Consider the following 19,914-nt stretch of genomic DNA (forward strand, 5'->3'; position numbering starts at 1 on the left):
TCGATGAGCCCGGGCGATGGCATCCGCGTAACCCTCAGCGAACTGATTGAGATGCGTCATCGCGTGCGTGAAGTGCAGTTGTTTTCCACGCCGGGCCAGCGCAGCCCTTTGATCGGCCTGCACCACTCCAAGCTGCGCGGACGCGGCGTCGACTTCGACCAGGTGCGCGTGTACCAGGCCGGCGACGACGTGCGCACCATCGACTGGCGCGTCACGGCGCGGACCCAGGAGCCGCACACCAAGTTGTTCCACGAAGAACGCGAACGGCCGATCTTCATCATGGTCGAGCAAAGCTGCCGGCTGTTTTTCGGCTCGGGACAAATGTTCAAGTCGGTGCTCGCCGCCCAGGCCGCCAGCCTGATCGGCTGGGCGGCGCTGGGGCATAACGACCGGGTCGGCGGCCTGGTCTTCGGCGACAACGAGCACTACGAGATCAAGCCCCGGCGCAGCAAGCAAAGCCTGCTGCAGTTGCTCAACCGCCTGGTGCGGGTCAACCAGAGCCTGAACACCGAAAGCCGCCCGGAGGCCGACGCCCTGGGCATGGCCCTGCGCCGTGGCCGCGAAGTGCTGCGCCCGGGCAGCCTGGGGATTGTGATCTGCGATGAGCGCGCACTCACCGAAGGTGCCGAGCAACAGCTGAGCCTGCTGTCGCGCCATTGCGACCTGCTGTTGCTGCCGATCTCCGACCCACTGGATCATGCCCTGCCCGCCGCCGGGCTGCTGCGTTTTGCCGAACGTGGCGCGCAGCTGGAACTGGACACGCTGAACATCGATCTGCGCCACGCCTACAAGGCCCAGGCCGAGGCGCGAATCGCGCGCTGGGAACGGCTCGCGCAGAAATTGCGCGTGCTGCTGATGCCTTTGAGCACCCAGAGTGAAATGGTCGAGCAACTGCGCGAATACCTCAACCCGCAACGCCCGGTTAAAAAACAATGAGCAGCCTGGACCAACTGCAACCGCTGATTGCCCCGCCAGCCATTGGTTTCTGGCCTCCGGCGCCGGGCTGGTGGCTCTTGCTGCTGGTCATCCCGCTGCTGGGTTGGGGCCTGTGGTCCCTGCGTCGCTTGCTGCCGACCAGCCGCCCTGTCGCCCGCGCCGAACAACCGCTGGACCCGTTGCGCATCGCCGCCCTGGCCGAGCTGGCGCTGATGCCCAAGCCTTACGACGGCGCCCCCGCCGGCGCTTGGCTGCAGCAACTCAACGGCCTGCTCAAGCGCCTGTGTCGCAACGACTACCCTTACAGCCAGAGCCACACCCTCAACGGACGCAAATGGCTGGCCTTCCTGGATAACCGCTGCCCCGCGGCCGGCCTGACGCGCTGGATGGTGCTGGTGGAAGGCGCCTACAAACCCGAATGCAAACTTGATGACAAAGCCATCGCCGGCCTGACCCAGGCCGTCGACACCTGGATTCGCAAACATGTTTGAGTTCGCCTGGCCGTGGATCTTCGCCCTGTTGCCTTTGCCCTGGTTGATGCGCCTGGTGCTGCCGGTGGCCGACAGCGGCGAGCCGGCGTTGAAAGTCAGTTACCTCAGCGACCTCGAAGGCCTGGCCCGCCGTCGCGCCCGCGCCAACCTGCCCGGCTGGCGCCAGCAAGCGCCGTTCGTGGTGCTGTGGCTGTTGCTGCTGACCGCCGCCGCCCGCCCGCAATGGCTCGGCGAACCCTTGCCGGTTGCCGCCAGTGGACGGGACTTGCTGGTGGCGGTCGACGTGTCCGGCTCCATGGATTTCCCCGACATGCACTGGCAGGGCGACGACGTGAGTCGCTTATCGCTGGTCAAGCACCTGCTCGGGGATTTTCTTGAAGAACGTGAAGGTGACCGAGTGGGCTTGATCCTGTTCGGCACGCAAGCCTACCTGCAAGCTCCGTTGACCTTTGACCGGCGCACCGTGCGCACCTGGCTGGATGAAGCGCGCATCGGCATTGCCGGCAAAAACACCGCTATCGGCGACGCCATTGGCCTGGCCCTCAAGCGCCTGCGCCAGCGTCCGGCGCAGAGCCGCGTGCTGATCCTGATCACTGACGGCGCCAATAACGCCGGGCAGATCGACCCGCTGACAGCGGCGCGCCTGGCGGCCGAAGAGGGGGTGAAGATCTACCCGATCGGCATCGGTGCCTACCCCGAGCAAACCGGTTCCCTGGGCGTCCTCGGCGTGAACCCGAGCCTTGACCTTGACGAGCCGGCGCTCAAGGCATTGGCCGAGGCCACCGGGGGCCAGTATTTCCGTGCCCGTGATGGCGAAGAACTGCAACAGATCAAGGACACCCTCGACACCCTCGAGCCCGTCGAACAACAACCGACCCAAGCGCGCCCGGCCCACGCCTTGTACAGCGCCCCGTTGGCACTGGCGCTGATCCTGAGCCTGTTGCTGGTGATCCAGGAGCGCTGGCCGAACAACGCCCTGCAACGCGGGTTCAACAAACTGTCGAGCAAGGGGATTTTCCTGCAACAACACCCTGAATGGCGCCAGCGCCTTCAGCGCCTGCGTTTGCGGAGGCGCCGATGATTGCCCTGTGGCCGCATTGGTTGCGCCCGTGGTGGCTGCTGCTGTTGCCGCTGCTTGGCTGGTTGCTGTGGCAGTTGTGGCACCGGCAAAAACGCGCCGGGCGCTGGCAGATGATCCTGCCGCCGGCCTTCCATGCCGTATTGCTCAGTGGTGGCAACGGTCGCGAGAGCAAATCGCCCTGGGTGGTGCTCGGTATTGCCTGGCTGTTGGCCGTACTGGCGCTGCTTGGCCCTAGCTGGCAACGAGTGGAACAGTCCAGCCAGAAACCCTCCGACCCGTTGGTGATACTGCTGGAGCTGACCCCGCAAATGCTCGCCACCGATAGCCCGCCCAACCGCCTGGAGCAGGCGCGGCGCAAGCTGTATGACTTGTTGCAAGCACGCAGCGACGCGCAGACCGCCATCATCGTATATGCCGGCAGCGCCCACACCCTGGTGCCGCTCTCGGATGACCTGGCCACCAGCCGCAACCTGCTCGAAGCCCTGCGCCCCTCGATCATGCCCGAGCCCGGCCACCGCGCCGACCTGGCCGTGGAAAAGGCCCTCGGCCTGCTCAAGCAAGGCGGCCTGGGCCAGGGGCGCTTGCTGTTGGTCGGTTCTTCGCTGTCGAAACAGGAACGCCAAGGTATCCGCCTGCAACTGCAAAGCGCCCATGCACCACCCTTGTCGATCCTCGGCATCGGTAGTCGCGAAGGCACGCCAGTGACCCAGGAAAACGGCGAGTTCCTCAAGGACGACCAGGGCGCGATCCTGGTGCCGCGCCTCGACAGCCCGACCCTCAAGGCCTTTGCCAGCGAAATGGACGGCCGCTACCGGGCGGCGCGCCTGGATGACAAGGACCTGCGCCAGCTCGGCCTGCTCGACAGCACACAAGTCCTGCGCGACGACGGCCAATTGCTGCTCCTGGATACCTGGGCCGACCAGGGCTACTGGCTGCTCCTGCCGCTGTTGCTGCTGGCTGCCTGCGCCGGGCGGCGCGGCTGGTTGTTCTGCTTGCCGTTGCTGCTATTGGGCGCGCCGCAGCCCAGCTATGCCTTTGAACTGCAAGACCTGTGGCTGCGTCCCGACCAGCAAGGCCAGTACCTGCTCAAGCACAAGCGCCCGGCCGAAGCCGCCGAACGCTTCCAGGACCCGCAATGGCAAGGCGTGGCGCTCTACGAAGCCGGAAATTACGCCGAGGCCATTAAACGTTTTGCCCAGGGCAGCGACGCCTATTCCCACTACAATCGTGGCAATGCCCTGGCCCGGGCCGGTGAACTGGAAGCCGCCATTGACGCTTATGAACAGGCCCTGGAAGCCCAGCCTGACCTGCAACCTGCGCTGAAAAACAAAGCCTTGGTTGAAACGCTGATGCAAGCACAGGCGCACTCCGAGCCGGCCGAACCAACCAAAAACGCAGATGACGAAACCGCCCAACCCGGCCAAACTCCACAGCCGGGCGCCAGCGGGCAAACGTCTCAGGTTGGCGAGGAGTCGTCCCAGGGCCAGGGTGAAGCCGGCACCGGCGAAACCGAAGCCAGCGCCGCACCACAGCCAGGTGGTAACGAAGTGCCGGGCAGCGAACTGGGCGACGAAAACACCACCACGCCGCCCCTGCGCCCTGCCGATACCCGCCTTGAAGGCGAACGGCGCCAGGCCTTGGAGCAATGGCTGCAAGAGATCCCGGACAATCCCGGTGAACTGCTGCGGCGCAAATTCTGGTACGAACAGCAACAACATCAGGACACAACTCGATGAGCCGCCGTACCACCCTTCTGCTCCTGCTCGCGATTTCGGCAGGCCACGCCCAGGCGGCGAACCTGGTCGCCAGTGTTGACCGCAGCCGCCTCAACTCCGGGGAAACGGTGGAGCTGACGGTGGAATCCAGCGACGTCACCCAATTCGGCAAGCCCGACCTGTCGCCCCTGGATGCGCAGTTCGAAGTCAGCGGCACCCGCCAGATCAACCAACTCACTACTCTGGGCGGCGATAACCACGCCACCACGCGCTGGATCATCACCTTGCTGCCCAAGGAAAACGGCACGGTGGTTATTCCACCGCTGCAAGTCGGCGCACTCAAGACCCAGCCGATCACCCTGCAAGTGGTCGAAACCGCCAGCCAGAACACCAGCGCCGAACTGGCCCCGGTGTTTATCGAAGCTAACCTCGACCAGACCAGCGTGTACGTCCAGGCCCAGGCGCTATTGACCGTGCGCGTATATCATTCGGTATCGCTGTATGACGACAGCAGCCTCACGCCCTTGCAGATTCCCGATGCCCGTGTCGAGCAACTGGGCGAGTCGCGTACCTATGAAAAGGTCATCAACAGCATTCGCCATGGCGTGATCGAGACCCGCTACGCCCTCTACCCGCAACACAGCGGCACCCTGATGATTCCGGCGCAGACCTTCAGCGCCACGCTGGTGGAGTCGCGCCCGGCCCAGGAAAACACGCTGCAAGGCACCAAGCCGGGCAAGATGATTCACGTCAGCTCCGCGGCCCTGCCCTTGACGATCAAGCCCAAGCCAGACCTCTACCCCGCCGACGCGCCTTGGCTGCCGGCACGCAATCTGACCTTGAACGAAGGCTGGAACCCCACGCCGGACCATGTACAAGTCGGCGACTCGTTGACGCGCAGCCTCACCGTCGAGGCCGAAGGCCTGTCCAGCGCGCAGCTGCCAGCGTTGCCCAGCACTGAAGTCAATGGCCTGCGCCGCTACCCCGATCAACCGGTACTCGGCAACCGCACCAGCGACCGCGGCCTGACCGGCAGCCGTGAAGACCGCGAAGCCCTGGTACCAACCCGCGCCGGCGCCCTGGAACTGCCGCCGGTTGAAGTGGTGTGGTGGAACACCCACGAAGACCACCTGGAGCGCACCAGCCTGCCGGCGCGCACCGTGCAAGTGGCGGTTAACCCAAGCCTGGTGGTGGATACACCTGCCACACCGACCATCATCACCGCCCCCGACGATGAGCGCCTGTGGCAGTGGCAATTGAGCACGCTGCTCCTGGCCTGCACCACCCTGCTGGGCTTCGCTCTCTGGTGGCGTGCCCGCCGACAACCGGCCGTTCAGCGCGCCGCGCAAACCGGCCCAAGCCCACGCACCTTGCTCGACGACCTCAAGCGCGCCACCCAGGCCAACGACCCCCAGGCTACGCGCCAGGCTCTCGACGCCTGGGCCAGGCAACAGCCAGAAACCCTGGCCGACATGGCGGCGCGGTTTGTACCATTGTCAGATGCACTGGATGGCTTGAATGGCGCGCTGTACAGCGAAAGCGGCCAGTACTGGCTGGGTGACGACCTGTGGCGGGCGATCAAGGCCATCCCCGTGGCCGAGCGCGGGCAAGACCCGGCTACCGACACCACCAGCTTGCCGCCGCTCTATCCGAAATAACCCAAGGTCCCTGACACTACTCAAATCAACTGTGGGAGTCCCCACCACATCTTCGATGTGACGCTGTCGCGCAGCAAACTAGGGAGCTTGCTCCCGTGGCGGCCTGACAGCCGAGCAGGATGTTGGTTTTCGTCCTGGGTACATATCCGTTATTTGGGCAACGGCCACTTAGGGTTCCGCTTTTACAGCGGCTCACTTTTGAAAAGCCGGAATGCCGGCCCAGGCAAAAGTAAGCAAAACGCTCTTGCCCCACCACTCGGCACCTCGCCCGGGCTCGGTGTGCCCGTAATCCGACAGGGATTTGGTGGGCCGCCTGAGATCAAAAACACAGCGAGGCGGCCTTATAGCCGACCTGATCGTTGAAGCGTGCGCGTACCCCTGTGGGAGCGGGCTTGCCCGCGAAGGTCGTTAACGATGACGTGGGAAACCAGACAGAACGCGGCGTTCTCAGGTTTTTCGCGAGCAAGCTCGCTCCTACGAGAGAAGCAGAAGCGCCGCCAGCGTATCTGCGATGCGCAGCGAGTCGCCTTTGATCTTGATCTCAGGCGCCCCGTTAAACCACGCTGGCCGAACGCAGGCTTGAATCCGTGGGTAACCCGGCAGGACGCCGGGTTAGCCGTCCTGGGCCAAGGATGGCCCATGACGGCGGCCCACGGATTCAAGCCGGAGTGAGGGCACACCGAGCCCGGGCGAGGTGCCGAGTGGTGGGGCAAGAGCGTTTTGCTTACTTTGCCGCTTTTGCAAAGTGAGCCGCCGTAAGGGCGGAACCTATAGTGGCCGTTACCTAAGCAACGGATATGTACTCGCTCCAACAACCCAACAACCCGGTCACATCGTCGACGTGGCGCCGTCGCGCAGCATCCCGGGCCGCCGCCAAAATATCCGGCGTTAAGACTAAATTTTAACTCTTTAAAATCAGTAGCTTATTTGAAGTTTGATAAGAGGGGGCTCCCCCGATGACGGTGGGTCAGTGACCGATAAGCTGGCTACCTCCCACATCAGATCTGGGCCACCCGCAGGCATCCCGAGTGCATTTACAGGTAAACTCCCCTCCTTTTCATCTTCTCCACGGAGTTCGCCTTGCGTCTGTTCCACACCTCCGACTGGCACCTGGGCCAAAACCTCCACGGCCAGGAACGCGACTTCGAACACGCCTGTTTCCTTGAGTGGCTACTGAGCCAACTCAACGCCCAGCGTCCGGATGTGCTGTTGATCGCCGGGGATATCTTCGACACGGTCAACCCGCCGCTCAAGGCCCAGGAGCGCCTGTATGACTTCATCATCAGCGCCCACGAACAAAACCCGAAACTGACCATCGTGATGATCGCCGGTAACCACGACTCCGGTTCGCGCATCGAATTGCCCGCGCCGTTGATGCGTCGCCTGCGCACCCATGCCCTGGGCCGGGTGTTGTGGCTGGACGACGGCCAGTTGGATGCCGAACGCCTGCTGATCCCTTTGCCGGATGCCAAAGGCAAGATTGCCGCCTGGTGTCTGGCATTGCCCTTCCTGCGCCCGGCGGAAGTCACCGGTGCACAGCTGGGTGACGACTACCTGCGCGGTATCGGCCAGGTGCATGAGTGGCTGATCGCCGCCGCCAACGCCAAACGCAAGAAAGGCCAGGCGCTGATAGCCATCAGCCATGCGCATATGGCCGGCGGTTCGGTGTCGGAAGACTCCGAGCGCAGCCTGATCATTGGTAACGCCGAAGCGCTGCCGGCCAGCCTGTTCGATAGAACTGTCGGCTATGTTGCCCTCGGCCATTTGCACAAGCCGCAAAAGGTCAATGGCGAAGAGCGCATTCGCTATAGCGGCTCGCCGATTCCGCTGTCGTTTTCCGAAATCGGCTACAAGCACCAGGTACTCGACGTGATGTTCCAGGGCGAGCGGCTGGTCAGCGTCGAGCCGTTGCTGATTCCACGCTCGGTCAACCTGCAACGTCTGGAAGCCGCGCCCCTGGCCGAGATCCTCACGCAACTGGCCGCGTTGCCGGACATCGACCTGCTGGCCGAAACCCAGCGCCACCCCTGGCTGGAAGTGCGCGTGCGCCTTGACGAGCCGCAACCCGACCTGCGCCAGCAGATCGAAACCGCCCTGCAAGGCAAGGCCGTACGGCTGGTGCGCATCGCCGCCGAATATGCCGGCCAGCGCGGCAACACCGAAACCGACGACGAGCGCTTGATCGAACTCGACCAGCTCACGCCCCAGGAACTGTTCAGCCGCGCTTGGCAGGACAGCTATGGCAGTGAAGTGGATGAGCAGACCTTGAAAGACTTCGCCGTGCTGCTCCAGGAAGTACAACAAGCGGGTGAACAGCCATGAAGATCCTCGCCATCCGCCTGAAAAACCTTGCCTCCCTGGCCGGCCCGTTCGAAATCGACTTTACCGCCGAGCCCCTGGCCAGTGCGGGCCTGTTCGCCATCACCGGGCCGACCGGCGCCGGTAAAAGCACCCTACTCGATGCATTGTGCCTGGCGCTGTTTGGCGCGGTGCCGCGCCTGGGCGATACCGGCCAGGCGAAGATGCCGGATGCCGACACCGACATCTCCATCGGTGACCCGCGCACCCTGATTCGCCGCGGTACCGGTGGTGGCTACGCCGAGGTGGATTTCGTCGGCGTCAGCGGCCGTCGCTACCGTGCGCGCTGGGAAGCCAACCGTGCCCGCGACAAGGCCAGCGGCAAGTTGCAGAACAGCCGCCAAAGCCTGATCGACCTGGACAGCGAGCAACTGCTGGCCAGTCAGAAAACCGAATACAAGACCCAGCTGGAACTGGCCCTGGGCCTGAACTTCGAGCAGTTCACCCGTGCGGTTTTGCTGGCGCAAAGCGAGTTCAGCGCCTTTCTCAAGGCCAATGACAATGAGCGCAGCGAACTGCTGGAAAAGCTCACCGACACCGCGCTGTACACCCAGCTTGGCCGCCGTGCCTTCGACAAGGCCAAGGACGCCAAGGACGCCCACAAACAACTGCAAGACCAAGCCACCGGCGTAGTGCCCCTGGCCGCCGAAGCCCGCGCCGAGCTGGATCAACAGCTGGCAGACGCCCAGCAACAGCTAAAGACCCAGCAGGCCCAGCTCAAGCAACTGGAGTTGCAGCACACCTGGCTCAAGGAACTGCGTGAATGGCAGGAGCGCCAGCTCAGCGCCGTCGAACAGCTGCAGCAAGCCCAGCAACACTGGGACAGCCAAGGCCCGCAACGCCAGGACCTGGGTCGCCTCGACCAGCTGGCGCCGCAACGCCATCACTTCTTGCGCCAGGCAGAACTCGACACCTTGCTGACGCCACTGGCCGCGCAGATTCAGCAACATATCGATCAGCAAGCCGCACTGCACGTCCGCCAGGAACAGTCCCAACAACAGCAAGTAGCCGCCCACGCGGCATTGGCCGACGCGCTGAAAAACCAGGCCGACGCCGCGCCCTTGCTACGCCAGGCCGTGGAAGAACAAAACACCCTCGCCCACTTGACCCGTGAACTGGCCAAGCGCGCGGAGGAAAAACAACGGCACGCAAACGCCTGCGTCGAGGGCCAGGCCCTGCTCGAGGGTTTGCAGGAAAAACAGGCCCAAGTCGCCGAGCGCCTGCAACGCCTGGCCTCCGAGCTTGAGCACAGCGCCGCCCTCGCCCCCTTGAGTGAGGCCTGGAATGCCTACCGCGACCGCCTGCAACAGCTGATGTTGACCGGCAGTCGCCTCAATCAAGGCCAGGCCGAACTGCCACAGCTCGAACAGCGGGCCAGCACTGCCGCCGCACAGTTCACCCAACAGCGTGAAGCCCTGGACCTGCTCTATCAGGAGGCCGGTGCCGAACCTCACGCAGTGGCCGAACAGATTCAATTACTGGCCAGCCTGCTGCAAGACAATCGCAAACAACAGCGCGCCTTCGAAGAACTGGCGCGCTTGTGGGACAGCCAACAACAGCTGGATCAACAGGCTGCCACGCTGACGCAAAAACTGGCTGACGCAGCGCAACGACGCGAGCAGCTGAACCAGGCTGGCCTGCAAACCAAGGCCGAGCTTAACGTCGCCGAGCAAGCCTTGTCGGTGACCAAGCAGCTGTTGGAACGCCAACGCCTGGCCCGCAGTGCCAGCGTCGAGGAACTACGTGGGCAATTGCAGGATGACCAACCCTGCCCGGTATGCGGCAGCCACGAGCATCCGTTTCACCAGCCCGAAGCCTTGCTGCAAAGCCTGGGTCGCCATGATGAAAACGAAGAGGCCACGGCACAGAAAGCCGTCGACAGCCTCAAGGAAAAACTCACCGAACTACGCGGTGAAGTGGGCGGACTGATCGCCGAACAAAAGGAATTCCTGCGCCAACAGGAACAGCTGGCTACACAGCAACAGGGCCTGGCACTAAGTCTGCAAGCCCATTCGCTGTCCGCTTCGCTGTTCAATCAGGACGTCGCCCAGCGCAGCACCTGGCTGGCCCAACAATTGGCACAGCTGACCCAAAGCATCAGCCAGGACGAACAGCGCCAAAGCGCCCTGCTCAACCTGCAACAAAACGCCGGTCGCTTGCAGCAACAACTGCAAGCGGCCCAGGACGCCAGCCAGCAAGCCCGGCAATTGCTGCTGGACCAGCAGCGCGAACTGGCTAACGACCGTGAACGCCTCGACACAGAACTCAACGCCTTCGCCGGCCTGTTGCCCGCCGACACCCTTGAAGGCTTGCGCAGCGACCCCACGACGACCTTCCTGGGCCTCGACCAACAGGTCAGCCAGCGCCTGGAACAGCTAGGCCATCAACGTGATGAACTGGCGGAACAGCAAGAGCGCCAACAAGCCATCGAGAAACAACAGACCCACCAGCAACACCGTCAGCAGCAGCTCGACGCCCTGACTCTGCAGGTCAACGAGTTGGCGGCGCAGCAACAGGTAATCCAGGAAAAACTCAGCGCCATGTTGGGTGAGCATCCCAGCGCCGAACACTGGCAGCAGCAGCTGGAGCAGAGCGTCGAGCAGTCACGCCAGGGCGAGAGTGACGCCAACCAGCAACTGCATAGCGTACACACAGCCCTGGTGCAGGTAGCGGCGGACCTCAAGGCCCTGCAGGAACGCCAGCAAGCACTGCAAGCTGAGCAACAGGACCTGGCAACGCGCGTCACGCAATGGCGCGGGTTGCACCCCGAACTGGATGACGACGGCCTGACACGCCTATTGGCCTTCGATGAGGCCCAGGTCGCATTACTGCGCCAGCAACTGCACGCCAGCGAGAAAGCCGTCGAGCAGGCCAAGGTACTTCTACAAGAGCGTGAACAACGCCTGGCCGAACACCAGGCATTGCACAACGGTCATCTGGAAGCCGAGCAACTGGACAACAGCCTGGCGACACTGAATCAGCAACTGGCCGACGGCGAGAAACACTGCGCGGAACTGCGCGCACGTCAATCTGAAGACCAGCGCCGCCAGGACGCCAACCAAGCCCTCACCGAACAGATCACCAAGGCTTACGAAGAGTGGCAACGCTGGGCGCGCCTGAATGCGCTGATCGGCTCGGCCACCGGCGACACCTTCCGCAAGATCGCCCAGGCCTATAACCTCGATTTGCTGGTGCACCACGCCAACGTACAACTGCGCCAACTGGTGCGCCGCTACCGGCTTAAACGCGGCGGCAGCATGCTCGGCCTGCTGGTGATGGACACCGAGATGGGTGACGAACTGCGCTCGGTGCACTCGCTGTCGGGTGGCGAAACCTTCCTGGTGTCGTTGGCGCTGGCCCTGGGCCTGGCGTCCATGGCGTCGAGTACCTTGAAGATCGAGTCGCTGTTTATCGACGAAGGTTTCGGCAGCCTCGATCCTGAGTCGCTGCAATTGGCCATGGATGCCCTGGACGGCCTGCAGGCCCAGGGCCGCAAGGTGGCGGTGATCTCCCACGTGCAGGAAATGCACGAGCGCATCCCGGTACAGATCCAGGTCAAGCGTCAGGGCAATGGCTTGAGCACCCTGGAGGTCAAGTGAGCGAGGCGCTGCTGTATTCGTTCCGCCGCTGCCCCTATGCGATGCGGGCGCGGTTGGCGTTACGTTATTCAGGCGTGGCGGTGCGTATTGTCGAAGTCAGCCTGAAAGCCAAGCCGGCCGAGATGCTGGCGCTGTCGCCCAAGGCTACGGTGCCGGTGTTGAGCCTGGAGGGTCGAGTGCTCGAAGAAAGCCTGGACATCATGCAATGGGCCCTGGCACAGCACGATCCTGATGATTGGCTGCTCGAGGGCAACCCTGAGGTATTGGCGCTGATAGCCGAGAATGATCAGGTGTTCAAACATCATTTGAATCGATACAAGTACCCTGAACGCTATCCGGAGCAACCGATGGAACATTATCGGGCCGAGGGCGAGGTGTTCTTGCAGAAGCTGGAGAATTTGCTGGCGAATCGGGAGTATTTGCTCGCCGATCACCTGAGCCTGGCGGATGTGGCGCTGGCGCCATTTGTACGGCAGTTTGCTCATGTGGATCGAGAGTGGTTTGCGACTACGCCCTATCGGCGGTTGCAGGCTTGGTTGCAGCGGTTTCTTGAGTCGCCGTTATTTATTGCAGTAATGGCAAAATCTTAAAACCGCACAATCAACCTGTGGGAGGGGGGCTTGCCCCGATAGCCATAGGTATCTACACAACTCTGACGTAGCGACCGCCAGTAACCACGATGCGAAGCGAGCCGCCGTTGATCTTGCTTTTGATCTCAGGCGCCCCGTTAAACCACGCTGGCCGGAATTCGACAGGGATTTGGGGGCTAAACCGGCAGGGATGCCGGTTTAGCCGCCCCGCGCCAGGGATGGCGCGTGGCGGCGGCCCCCCAAATCCCTGTCGGATTACGGGCACACCGAGCCTGGGCGAGGTGCCGAGTGGTGGGGCAAGAGCGTTTGGTTACTTTTGCCTGGGCCGGCATTCCGGCTTTTCAAAAGTGACCCGCTGTAAAAGCGGAACCCTAAGTGGCCGTTACCGCAGCAATGGATATGTACTCGGTCTGATCCAAGATCCTGGTCGGCCCGAAGGCCGCCATCGGGAGCAAGCCCCCTCCCACAGGTTGATCTTCGTTAGTGCTGGGTCTTGTGATCCAGCGCCGCATAGAAGTTGGCGCTCTGTTGCAGGTATTTCTGGGTATAGGCCGTGACGCTGGATTTTTTGCCGGTGACTTCCACGCTGGCAGCGGCTGGCAACGCCACGGTGGCGGAAACAGCAGAAGCAGCGATGATGGAGAAGAGATTCAAATTCATGGCGGTAACCCTTGTGTTCGTTTGGTTGAGTGGCCGCTGGAGGCCTTGGAATCAAACTTACGCCCGAGGGTTGAACCTTAGAAATGCTTTGAAACAGTAGCTGTTATCAATGCAATTAATACAAAAGCTCAGGCCCCGCAATGCGGGGCCTGAGGCCTATTGACGCACCAGGAACTTGATGTCGCTGGGCGCATCGATCGGCAATTTCTGCACGGTTTTACCCAGCAGGCCAGTCTTGGGGTCGCGTTCTATCACCACGATTTCATTGCTTTTCTGGTTGGCGGTCAGCAGGAACTTGCCGCTGGGGTCGAGGCTGAACTCGCGTGGGTGATCACCTTCGACGGAGCGGCGCTGGACTTCCTTGAGGTGCGCAGTGGCCGGATCGATGCTGAACACCAGCAACTGATTGGCCGTGCCACGGTTACTCACGTAGAGGAACTTGCCATCGCTGGAAACATGCAACGCGGCGCCGGCCTTGTCGGATACCGGTTGGCCGGCGGCATAGTCCAGCAACTGGGTTTGCGTGAGCTTTCCGTCGTTGTAGTCGAACACGGCGACCTGGGCGCTCATCTCGGTAGTCAACCAGGCGTGCTTGCCGTCAGCGCTGAACAGCAAGTGACGCGGACCACTGCCAGGCGGCAACTGCACCGAAGGCGGGTTGGCCGGGGTCAGCGGCAGCTCGTGATTGGCCTTTGGGTCGTATTGGTAGACAAACACCTTGTCCGCGCCCAGGTCCTGCACAAACACATATTTGCCATCCGGCGACGACACCACCGAATGCACATGGTTGGAGGCCTGGCGCTCAGGGTTCACCCGGCTGGCCGGGTGCCCGCTCAACTGCACCGGGGCCGACAGCTTGCCCTCGCCGTCGACCGGCAGGATCGCCAGGCTGCCGCCCGGGTCTTCCAGCACCGAATAATTGGCGACGAACAGGTGGCGGCCACCGGCGGCGACGCTGGAGTGGGTCGGCTCATTGCCCAGGCTCTGTACCTGGTTGATCAGGGTGAGCTGATAGTTCTTCGGGTCGATGCGGTAGCTGCTGACACGACCGACAGGGTCTTTCTGGCCCGGGCCGTTCTCGTTGACCACAAACAGGTACTTCTGGTCCCGGGAAACCGTCAACCACGAGGGGTTGGCCGTTTTGGCAGCCAATACGGGCTTGCCGCTGAACTGGCCGGTGCGGCTGTCAAACTGCAGGCGATAGATCCCTTCGCTGGTACCGGCGGTGTAGCTGCCTACCAGCAGTTCATAGGTGTCAGCCGGCGCAGCCTGCACCGACATGGCACCGACGCTGCCCGCCATCAACAGGGGCCAGAATTTACGCATCAACATCAGCTTCATCCTCATCGTTATTGTTGCCAGTGAAAGCGCTCATGCAGATCAGGCGGTGCTCGCCCGAATCACCGGTCAGGGTCCAGCTTTGCAGGGTGTCGTCAAACGTGGCCGCCTGCACCTGGGCCGAGCTGAATGCCCAGCGCTTTTCGGCACGGCCGTCCATGGCGGTGATCAGCAGCTTTTCGGCGTCAAACGTGAAGTCAAAAGCGTGCAGGCCATCGATTTCAAGCATGTCGCTGGTGGCAAGGACGGTGGTCAGGGTGTCGGCAGTCATGGCAGTCAATCATCTACGGGAAAGCCTCGATGATAGCGCACGGCAGCGCGTGCGGTCCCGCTTTGCCGCGCGCGCCGGTTACAAATACGAGGACATACACCGGGCGGCTCCAGGGAACACGGGGCTTGGGCACGCTACGGCAATAGCTCCTAACGCAATGTCGATTTCGCGCGTCTGCCAACGCGATATTTTTCTTGCTCGATTTCCATCCCAGCAAAGGAATTGCTCCATGCAATCGATCAGAAACAACCCTCGCATGTTTACCGCCACGCTACCCGCCGAACCTGCGCCACTCCCCCTTGAGCCAAAGGTCGACCAGCCATCACTCGCCGGTCCGCAGCCCCGACGCTCGAACTTGCCGACACCGATACGCGCGCCCTCTACCCTCCAGAGCAGGCTCAGCGAAATGCCGGCGCTACCGGCCAACTCACCCGCCGAGGTGGTCGCCAGCCAGTTCGCCAGCCGGCCAACGGTGCGTTCAGTGGTTGCGGGCATGCTGGACGAGGCCCTCAAGCGCCATTACCCGACGCTGGACTTCAACAGCGCCAATACTTCCCTGGCGACCCGCCTGCCGACCGATTCGGTGCAGTACAAACTGACGCCACTGCTGGACCTGGCCCTCGAACACCTGGCAACCGGCAGCGAGCTGGGCTTCACGGCGCAGAGTCAATGGGTCGAATCCCACTCCGCCAACCCCCTGAGCGTCGTCGATGCCAGCAAGCGTAGCGAACCCCTGGATACGCGCATTGTCGAGCTGGCCATCCGTAGCCTGCGCCCCCACCTTGTGGACGCGTACGCAGAGGCCCTGACCCGGTTCTGGAGCCAGGATACCGCCAGCGCTACCAGCCACTGGCTTTGGCTCAGCGACAGTCTCAATGACACCGTACGCGTGGCGGGCCTGCAACAACCGGGCCTGAGCGCGGTGCAGCGCGAGACCCTCGACCAGATCGTACGTTACCCCGATAGCGCGCAGCGCCGACAAGTGGTCGGCACCGACGCTGCGCAGGTCTTCATGGTGCAGACCACATTGAAACAGGCCGCTACCGCCGCCACCCTTGTGAACCCCGACCTGTTGATCACCCGCCAGGTCAACGGCCAGAACCTGATATTGCAGGTGACGCCCGCGGGTGTGGTGACGCCCCATGCCTCGATGGAGGCGTTCGCCGCGGCCCTGTCCAAGCAGCTCGAAGGGCAACTGAGCTTCGATCATCTGTCCTGGAAGCGCGTCGAGCCAGACGGCAATATTTTCGACACCCAGGCCGCTGTGATCCTCAATCGCCAGTTGCACAACCTGCAGGCCATCCACCTACCGGCGAGCATGCAGGTGGACGACCTCGAGCAACTGTTTTCCCAGGCCACCGACACGGCTGAGCTGTTCAACAGCCAGCCGAGCACAGCGCCAGGGAGGCTGGCGCAAATGAAGCGTAACCTGCCGGCGTGGCTTAACAACGCCAGCGCGGCCGAGCGGCTTGCCTACCAGCGCAACACCCTCGCCCTGGCCAGCAGCGTAGCGCGTCATCAGGGGCTAACCTTTCTCAACGATATCCCTGATATCCGCACGTATGCCGAACAACAGCTCAATGCCCAACTGGCCTCCAAGGGCTATAGCGCAAGCGACCTGGAGATCACTTTCAAGGTTGCCGTAGGCACCCTTGCCGGCGGCTACATTGAGCCGATCAAGATGAGCCTGGTGGACATGGCCCTGGCTAACCTCGCCGGCCTGCCAAAAGGCAGCATGGATATTCGCCTGCGCGGGCAGCCGATGACCGACCCCCAGATGCCGCAGGAGCTCAAGGACCTGATCAGCACGGTCAACATCGGTGAGCGCTACCCCGCCCTGCTGAACCAGCGCCTGCTCAGCGACACCGCAGTCGCCCGGGAGCGCGCCGCATTGTTTGCCGAGCAGGTGCCGCTGCAACTGAACATGCAGGCCCTGGAACTCAAGCTCAAAGGTCAAGCCGGTATCACCGCGCAAGGCTACCGCTTTGTCGAGGCCGTAACCCGGCCTGGCACCGGCCCGCGCAGGGTCGACGAACAGGAGATAACTGTGCGCCCCCTGGCGTTCCTGCGCAAACCTGGCGCGACACCGGATGAGGTGGCCAATATGTTCCTGATCGAGCCACTGGACCCGGCCCGCGGCCCGCATCTGCTCTATCGCCCGATGCTCTCGCCGGCGCTGCTCGAGTTCGCCAGCCGTGACGCGCTGCTGGCTGCCATCCAGGCACCGGGTGAGTTGCAACAGAGTATCCTGGCCTGGCTGCCCGACGACAAAGCCCGCGCGGTGTACGGCAATGGCGGTTTCAAGACGCCCCATGTCGCCCGCTACGGTGTGTTCAATGAGTTCGACGCCCCGCCGACACCAGCCCCGACGGCATTGGCCCTCGAGGATTTTGCTGCGGCCCGCACGCTCAGAAGCGACCTGCTCGACGGCAATCTGATGCAGTACCTGTACAACAGCAATGCCCAAAGCCTGGTGACCCTTGCCCAAGGCCAGTCCACCTCTGACGCCCAAAGCCGCTGGGCGCTGCACAAGGAATTGGGCTGGCTGTTGTTCAATACCCTGCTTCCGGTGCTGCGCGGCCCAGGGGCCATGGCCGGCTGGCTGCTGCAACTGGCCAGTGTTGAAAACGACATCAAGCACGCCACTGAGTCGACCAATGCCGACACCACGCAGGCGATGGTGGACCTGCTGGTGAATGTCGCTACATTGTTGAGTCATTCCACGCCCAGCGAGGCCGCCGTGCGGCCCTTGGGCAAGGTGCCCTTTATCGAGCGTGCGCAAGTGTCGATCCCGCTGCGGCGCACTGACGACACTCCGCCGCCCACCCAGGTGCTGATCGAAGAAGACGCGCCTGCGCCCAGCGGGTTGCTCGACAGCAACCAGCCGTTCGACTTTGCCTTCTCCAGCCTGCGGGGCCTGAGCCCGGCCCAGCGCGCCTATATCAACACCTTCAGCGTGCCGGCACCGGCCCGCGAGGTCACACCGATTCAAAGTGGGAAGACCCAAGGTCTCTACCTTATCGACGACAAACTGCATGCTCATATCGATAACCACTGGTTCAGGGTGGCCAGGGATCTCGACGGCTTTTTTGTAATAGATGAGCACGACAAGGCGCGCACCGGTCCATCCTTGAAGCACGACGGCCAGGGTCATTGGCAGTTCGATATTGCTCCTCGGCTCAAGGGCGGTATGCCCGTCAGTGACCGGATACAAACCACCCTCGAGGCAAACGCCACTCAGGGTGAAGCCATGCTTAAAAGCTTCGCGTCCCACAGGCAGCGTGTGCTGCCCATGGAGGTACTCATGATGAGTGCCCGAGAGCGTCTCCAGCAAACCGAGCAGAGCCTGAAAAAGTCAGATAAAACCCTCAGAACGCTCTGGGGCCTGGTCAACAGCAGTGGGCGCGCCGCCGACTTCACCGATCGCTACCAGCAGGAGCTGAGCAACAACCGCAACCTGACCGCATTGCTACGCCAGCGCCTGGATGACTATCAACGCTACGCCAGCTTCACGATTGATGGCCGCAAAGACGCGATCCAGGCAGTACGCAGCGATAACCCCGCCATGGATCTGGAAGTGTTCAGAGAAGTGCGTGGTGGCGAATACCGGGCAATCGCCGAAATCCTGCGTTCGATCTATGTCGATCATTTGTACGACGCCGATGAGTTTACCCATGCCCCCTCGGGTGAACCGATGGCCGCCCTGGCAGACAGGGTCCGCGCCAATCAGCCGGGGGCCTACGCTGAAATGGTGGAAGCCATGAGCCTGCGCGAGATGCGCCTGGCCCGCTTGATGAAGGCGGGCAACGCCTATGAAGCGTTTCTCGATGAATGGAAAAACGACTCGCCGGTCAACAAGAAACAGGCAGAGATCTTTATCAGGAGCACTCAACAACCACCGGCAGATCTGCTGCTGACGAGCCGGCTGGAGCAACTGAGCACGCTGCGCGAGTTGAGCATCGACCGTATGGTCCCGACTAACGCTCCCGAGAAAAGGTTCTTCCTTGATCGCTTCAACCGTGCCGAGCTCAATGCGGTGTCCATGTCCCACATCGAGTTGCAGCAGCACGAGGGCTATACCGCCGACGAACGTATCGCGGTACTCAGCAACTTGATCGACAGATACCAGGCCGAGCTGCGCAACACCCAGGCCCTACAGGACATCAGCCCCGAAAGCGTCAGGCCGGTTTATGGCGAGTTCTTCGTTCAATGCCTGCAAAACGTCATCACCCAGGCCCAGGCTGAACTGGCCGACCTGATCCGCGAAGAACAACACCTGCCACCTTTGGTGCTCCGCCGGGAAGATCGGGCACGCAAGTCGGCCAGCAAGCGAGTGTTCAAGACCCGCGACAAGCAAACCTTGGTCGGCACCCTGCGCGACAAGCAACCTGGGGAGACGGTGCCGATCATCGACGTACTTGACCCCCAGAGCGGCCAGGCACTGAGGACCTACAGCTGGCATCAGGACGAAGGCGAATGGGTGCAGGTGGTCAAGCCAGTAGCGCTCAAACCAACTTCGGTACCCGCGCCTAAACCTTTGTCGGCGTATATCGGTACGGCGCGCAAGTTGATGGATGAGCAGGCGCCCATCGAACGCTCGATTCAATTCCAGAAAAGGAAGCTCGATGACCCGGCGCAACGGGAATCCGTCAACCCCCAGGACTGGAGCGACATGCTCGAAGCCCAGGCGGATCGTCTTGAACAGGTAGTACGGGAAGCGCAGGCCAATCACAAGGCCGATAGCCAAACCGCAACCCTGGTGGAGCAATGGCGCAACGCGGTGGAACACATGCGCCAGCAGGCTATTGCCCACCGGTGCGATGGGTATCTACGCCAGGCGCCTCGGCCGGAGAATATCGATTACCTATGGACCCATGGCCGCGTTGATATCGGCCTGGTCAAGCGCCATAAACCGCTCAAGGGCGGCGACGTTCTCACCGAGTACGCGATACGCGATAAAAACGGGCTCAAGGACTTGTGGTATGCGCACTTCCATTACCCCAAGGCAAACTCGCCCGTGGAAAACTACAGCGCTGCGCACTTGAAGATTCCGGAGCAGCGCTACCTGACCCAAAAGGACCTGGTGCGCCAGGCCGGCCAGGATAACTCGTCCATCGATCGCATCCTGCGGACCCAGATCAAGCCACCGCTGGATCAGAAACTGTTCCTGAAGCTATAACCCTGGCGCTGCAGGAGCGAGTCTGCTCGCTCCTGCAG

The 19,914-nt window shown here is 62.4% G+C and carries 12 protein-coding genes; 9 read left to right on the top strand and 3 right to left on the bottom strand.

What is annotated here, in order from left to right:
- Positions 1 to 3 precede the first annotated feature (3 nt).
- The 8 genes from KVH01_RS20915 to KVH01_RS20950 all read left to right on the top strand — a co-directional run bounded on the left by KVH01_RS20915 (position 4) and on the right by KVH01_RS20950 (position 12,428).
- Entirely contained in the window at positions 4 to 936 is a 933-nt protein-coding gene (locus KVH01_RS20915; RefSeq protein ID WP_217882735.1) for a DUF58 domain-containing protein, read from the top strand.
- Positions 933 to 1,427, top strand: coding sequence for a DUF4381 domain-containing protein (locus KVH01_RS20920; RefSeq protein WP_043051325.1), 495 nt, complete (start codon positions 933 to 935; stop codon positions 1,425 to 1,427). Before KVH01_RS20915 ends, KVH01_RS20920 begins: the two co-directional genes overlap by 4 nt.
- Positions 1,420 to 2,508 (top strand): vWA domain-containing protein, encoded by a 1,089-nt coding sequence (locus tag KVH01_RS20925; RefSeq protein WP_217882736.1) that lies wholly within the window; start codon positions 1,420 to 1,422, stop codon positions 2,506 to 2,508. Before KVH01_RS20920 ends, KVH01_RS20925 begins: the two co-directional genes overlap by 8 nt.
- Complete coding sequence (locus KVH01_RS20930; RefSeq protein ID WP_217882737.1) at positions 2,505 to 4,244, top strand: tetratricopeptide repeat protein; 1,740 nt, start codon at positions 2,505 to 2,507, stop codon at positions 4,242 to 4,244. The genes KVH01_RS20925 and KVH01_RS20930 overlap by 4 nt, the downstream gene beginning before the upstream one ends.
- Positions 4,241 to 5,881 (top strand): BatD family protein, encoded by a 1,641-nt coding sequence (locus KVH01_RS20935; RefSeq protein WP_217882738.1) that lies wholly within the window; start codon positions 4,241 to 4,243, stop codon positions 5,879 to 5,881. The genes KVH01_RS20930 and KVH01_RS20935 overlap by 4 nt, the downstream gene beginning before the upstream one ends.
- Before the next feature lie 1,080 nt (positions 5,882 to 6,961).
- Complete coding sequence (locus KVH01_RS20940; protein ID WP_217882739.1) at positions 6,962 to 8,203, top strand: exonuclease SbcCD subunit D C-terminal domain-containing protein; 1,242 nt, start codon at positions 6,962 to 6,964, stop codon at positions 8,201 to 8,203.
- Positions 8,200 to 11,838 (top strand): AAA family ATPase, encoded by a 3,639-nt coding sequence (locus tag KVH01_RS20945; protein ID WP_217882740.1) that lies wholly within the window; start codon positions 8,200 to 8,202, stop codon positions 11,836 to 11,838. Before KVH01_RS20940 ends, KVH01_RS20945 begins: the two co-directional genes overlap by 4 nt.
- Positions 11,835 to 12,428, top strand: a complete 594-nt coding sequence (locus tag KVH01_RS20950) for a glutathione S-transferase (protein WP_043051811.1) — start codon at positions 11,835 to 11,837, stop codon at positions 12,426 to 12,428. Before KVH01_RS20945 ends, KVH01_RS20950 begins: the two co-directional genes overlap by 4 nt.
- Before the next feature lie 480 nt (positions 12,429 to 12,908).
- Here the strand turns inward: KVH01_RS20950 and KVH01_RS20955 are convergent, their stop codons facing one another.
- The 3 genes from KVH01_RS20955 to KVH01_RS20965 all read right to left on the bottom strand — a co-directional run bounded on the left by KVH01_RS20955 (position 12,909) and on the right by KVH01_RS20965 (position 14,697).
- Positions 12,909 to 13,088: a hypothetical protein gene (locus KVH01_RS20955; RefSeq protein ID WP_124412446.1), complete on the bottom strand. Its 180-nt coding sequence runs from the start codon at positions 13,086 to 13,088 to the stop codon at positions 12,909 to 12,911.
- Positions 13,089 to 13,244: 156 nt separating this feature from the next.
- On the bottom strand, positions 13,245 to 14,420 hold the full coding sequence (locus tag KVH01_RS20960; protein WP_217882741.1) for a lactonase family protein: 1,176 nt from the start codon (positions 14,418 to 14,420) through the stop codon (positions 13,245 to 13,247).
- On the bottom strand, positions 14,407 to 14,697 hold the full coding sequence (locus tag KVH01_RS20965) for a DUF5629 family protein (protein WP_043050890.1): 291 nt from the start codon (positions 14,695 to 14,697) through the stop codon (positions 14,407 to 14,409). The genes KVH01_RS20960 and KVH01_RS20965 overlap by 14 nt, the downstream gene beginning before the upstream one ends.
- A gap of 229 nt (positions 14,698 to 14,926) precedes the next feature.
- On the opposite strand from KVH01_RS20965, the gene KVH01_RS20970 reads away from it, so the two are divergent.
- On the top strand, positions 14,927 to 19,876 hold the full coding sequence (locus KVH01_RS20970) for a dermonecrotic toxin domain-containing protein (RefSeq protein WP_225924307.1): 4,950 nt from the start codon (positions 14,927 to 14,929) through the stop codon (positions 19,874 to 19,876).
- Positions 19,877 to 19,914 lie beyond the last annotated feature (38 nt).

Source organism: Pseudomonas khavaziana, from assembly GCF_019145205.1.
GTDB classification, from domain to species: domain Bacteria; phylum Pseudomonadota; class Gammaproteobacteria; order Pseudomonadales; family Pseudomonadaceae; genus Aquipseudomonas; species Aquipseudomonas khavaziana.

What these genes read in the sequence shown, in the direction of transcription:
- KVH01_RS20970 (WP_225924307.1), top strand. Translation starts at nt 14,927, where the DNA reads ATGCAATCGATCAGAAACAACCCTCGCATGTTTACCGCCACGCTACCC.
- KVH01_RS20915 (WP_217882735.1), top strand. Translation starts at nt 4, where the DNA reads ATGAGCCCGGGCGATGGCATCCGCGTAACCCTCAGCGAACTGATTGAG.
- KVH01_RS20930 (WP_217882737.1), top strand. Translation starts at nt 2,505, where the DNA reads ATGATTGCCCTGTGGCCGCATTGGTTGCGCCCGTGGTGGCTGCTGCTG.
- KVH01_RS20965 (WP_043050890.1), bottom strand. Translation starts at nt 14,697, where the DNA reads ATGACTGCCGACACCCTGACCACCGTCCTTGCCACCAGCGACATGCTT.
- KVH01_RS20955 (WP_124412446.1), bottom strand. Translation starts at nt 13,088, where the DNA reads ATGAATTTGAATCTCTTCTCCATCATCGCTGCTTCTGCTGTTTCCGCC.
- KVH01_RS20920 (WP_043051325.1), top strand. Translation starts at nt 933, where the DNA reads ATGAGCAGCCTGGACCAACTGCAACCGCTGATTGCCCCGCCAGCCATT.
- KVH01_RS20935 (WP_217882738.1), top strand. Translation starts at nt 4,241, where the DNA reads ATGAGCCGCCGTACCACCCTTCTGCTCCTGCTCGCGATTTCGGCAGGC.
- KVH01_RS20945 (WP_217882740.1), top strand. Translation starts at nt 8,200, where the DNA reads ATGAAGATCCTCGCCATCCGCCTGAAAAACCTTGCCTCCCTGGCCGGC.
- KVH01_RS20960 (WP_217882741.1), bottom strand. Translation starts at nt 14,420, where the DNA reads ATGTTGATGCGTAAATTCTGGCCCCTGTTGATGGCGGGCAGCGTCGGT.
- KVH01_RS20925 (WP_217882736.1), top strand. Translation starts at nt 1,420, where the DNA reads ATGTTTGAGTTCGCCTGGCCGTGGATCTTCGCCCTGTTGCCTTTGCCC.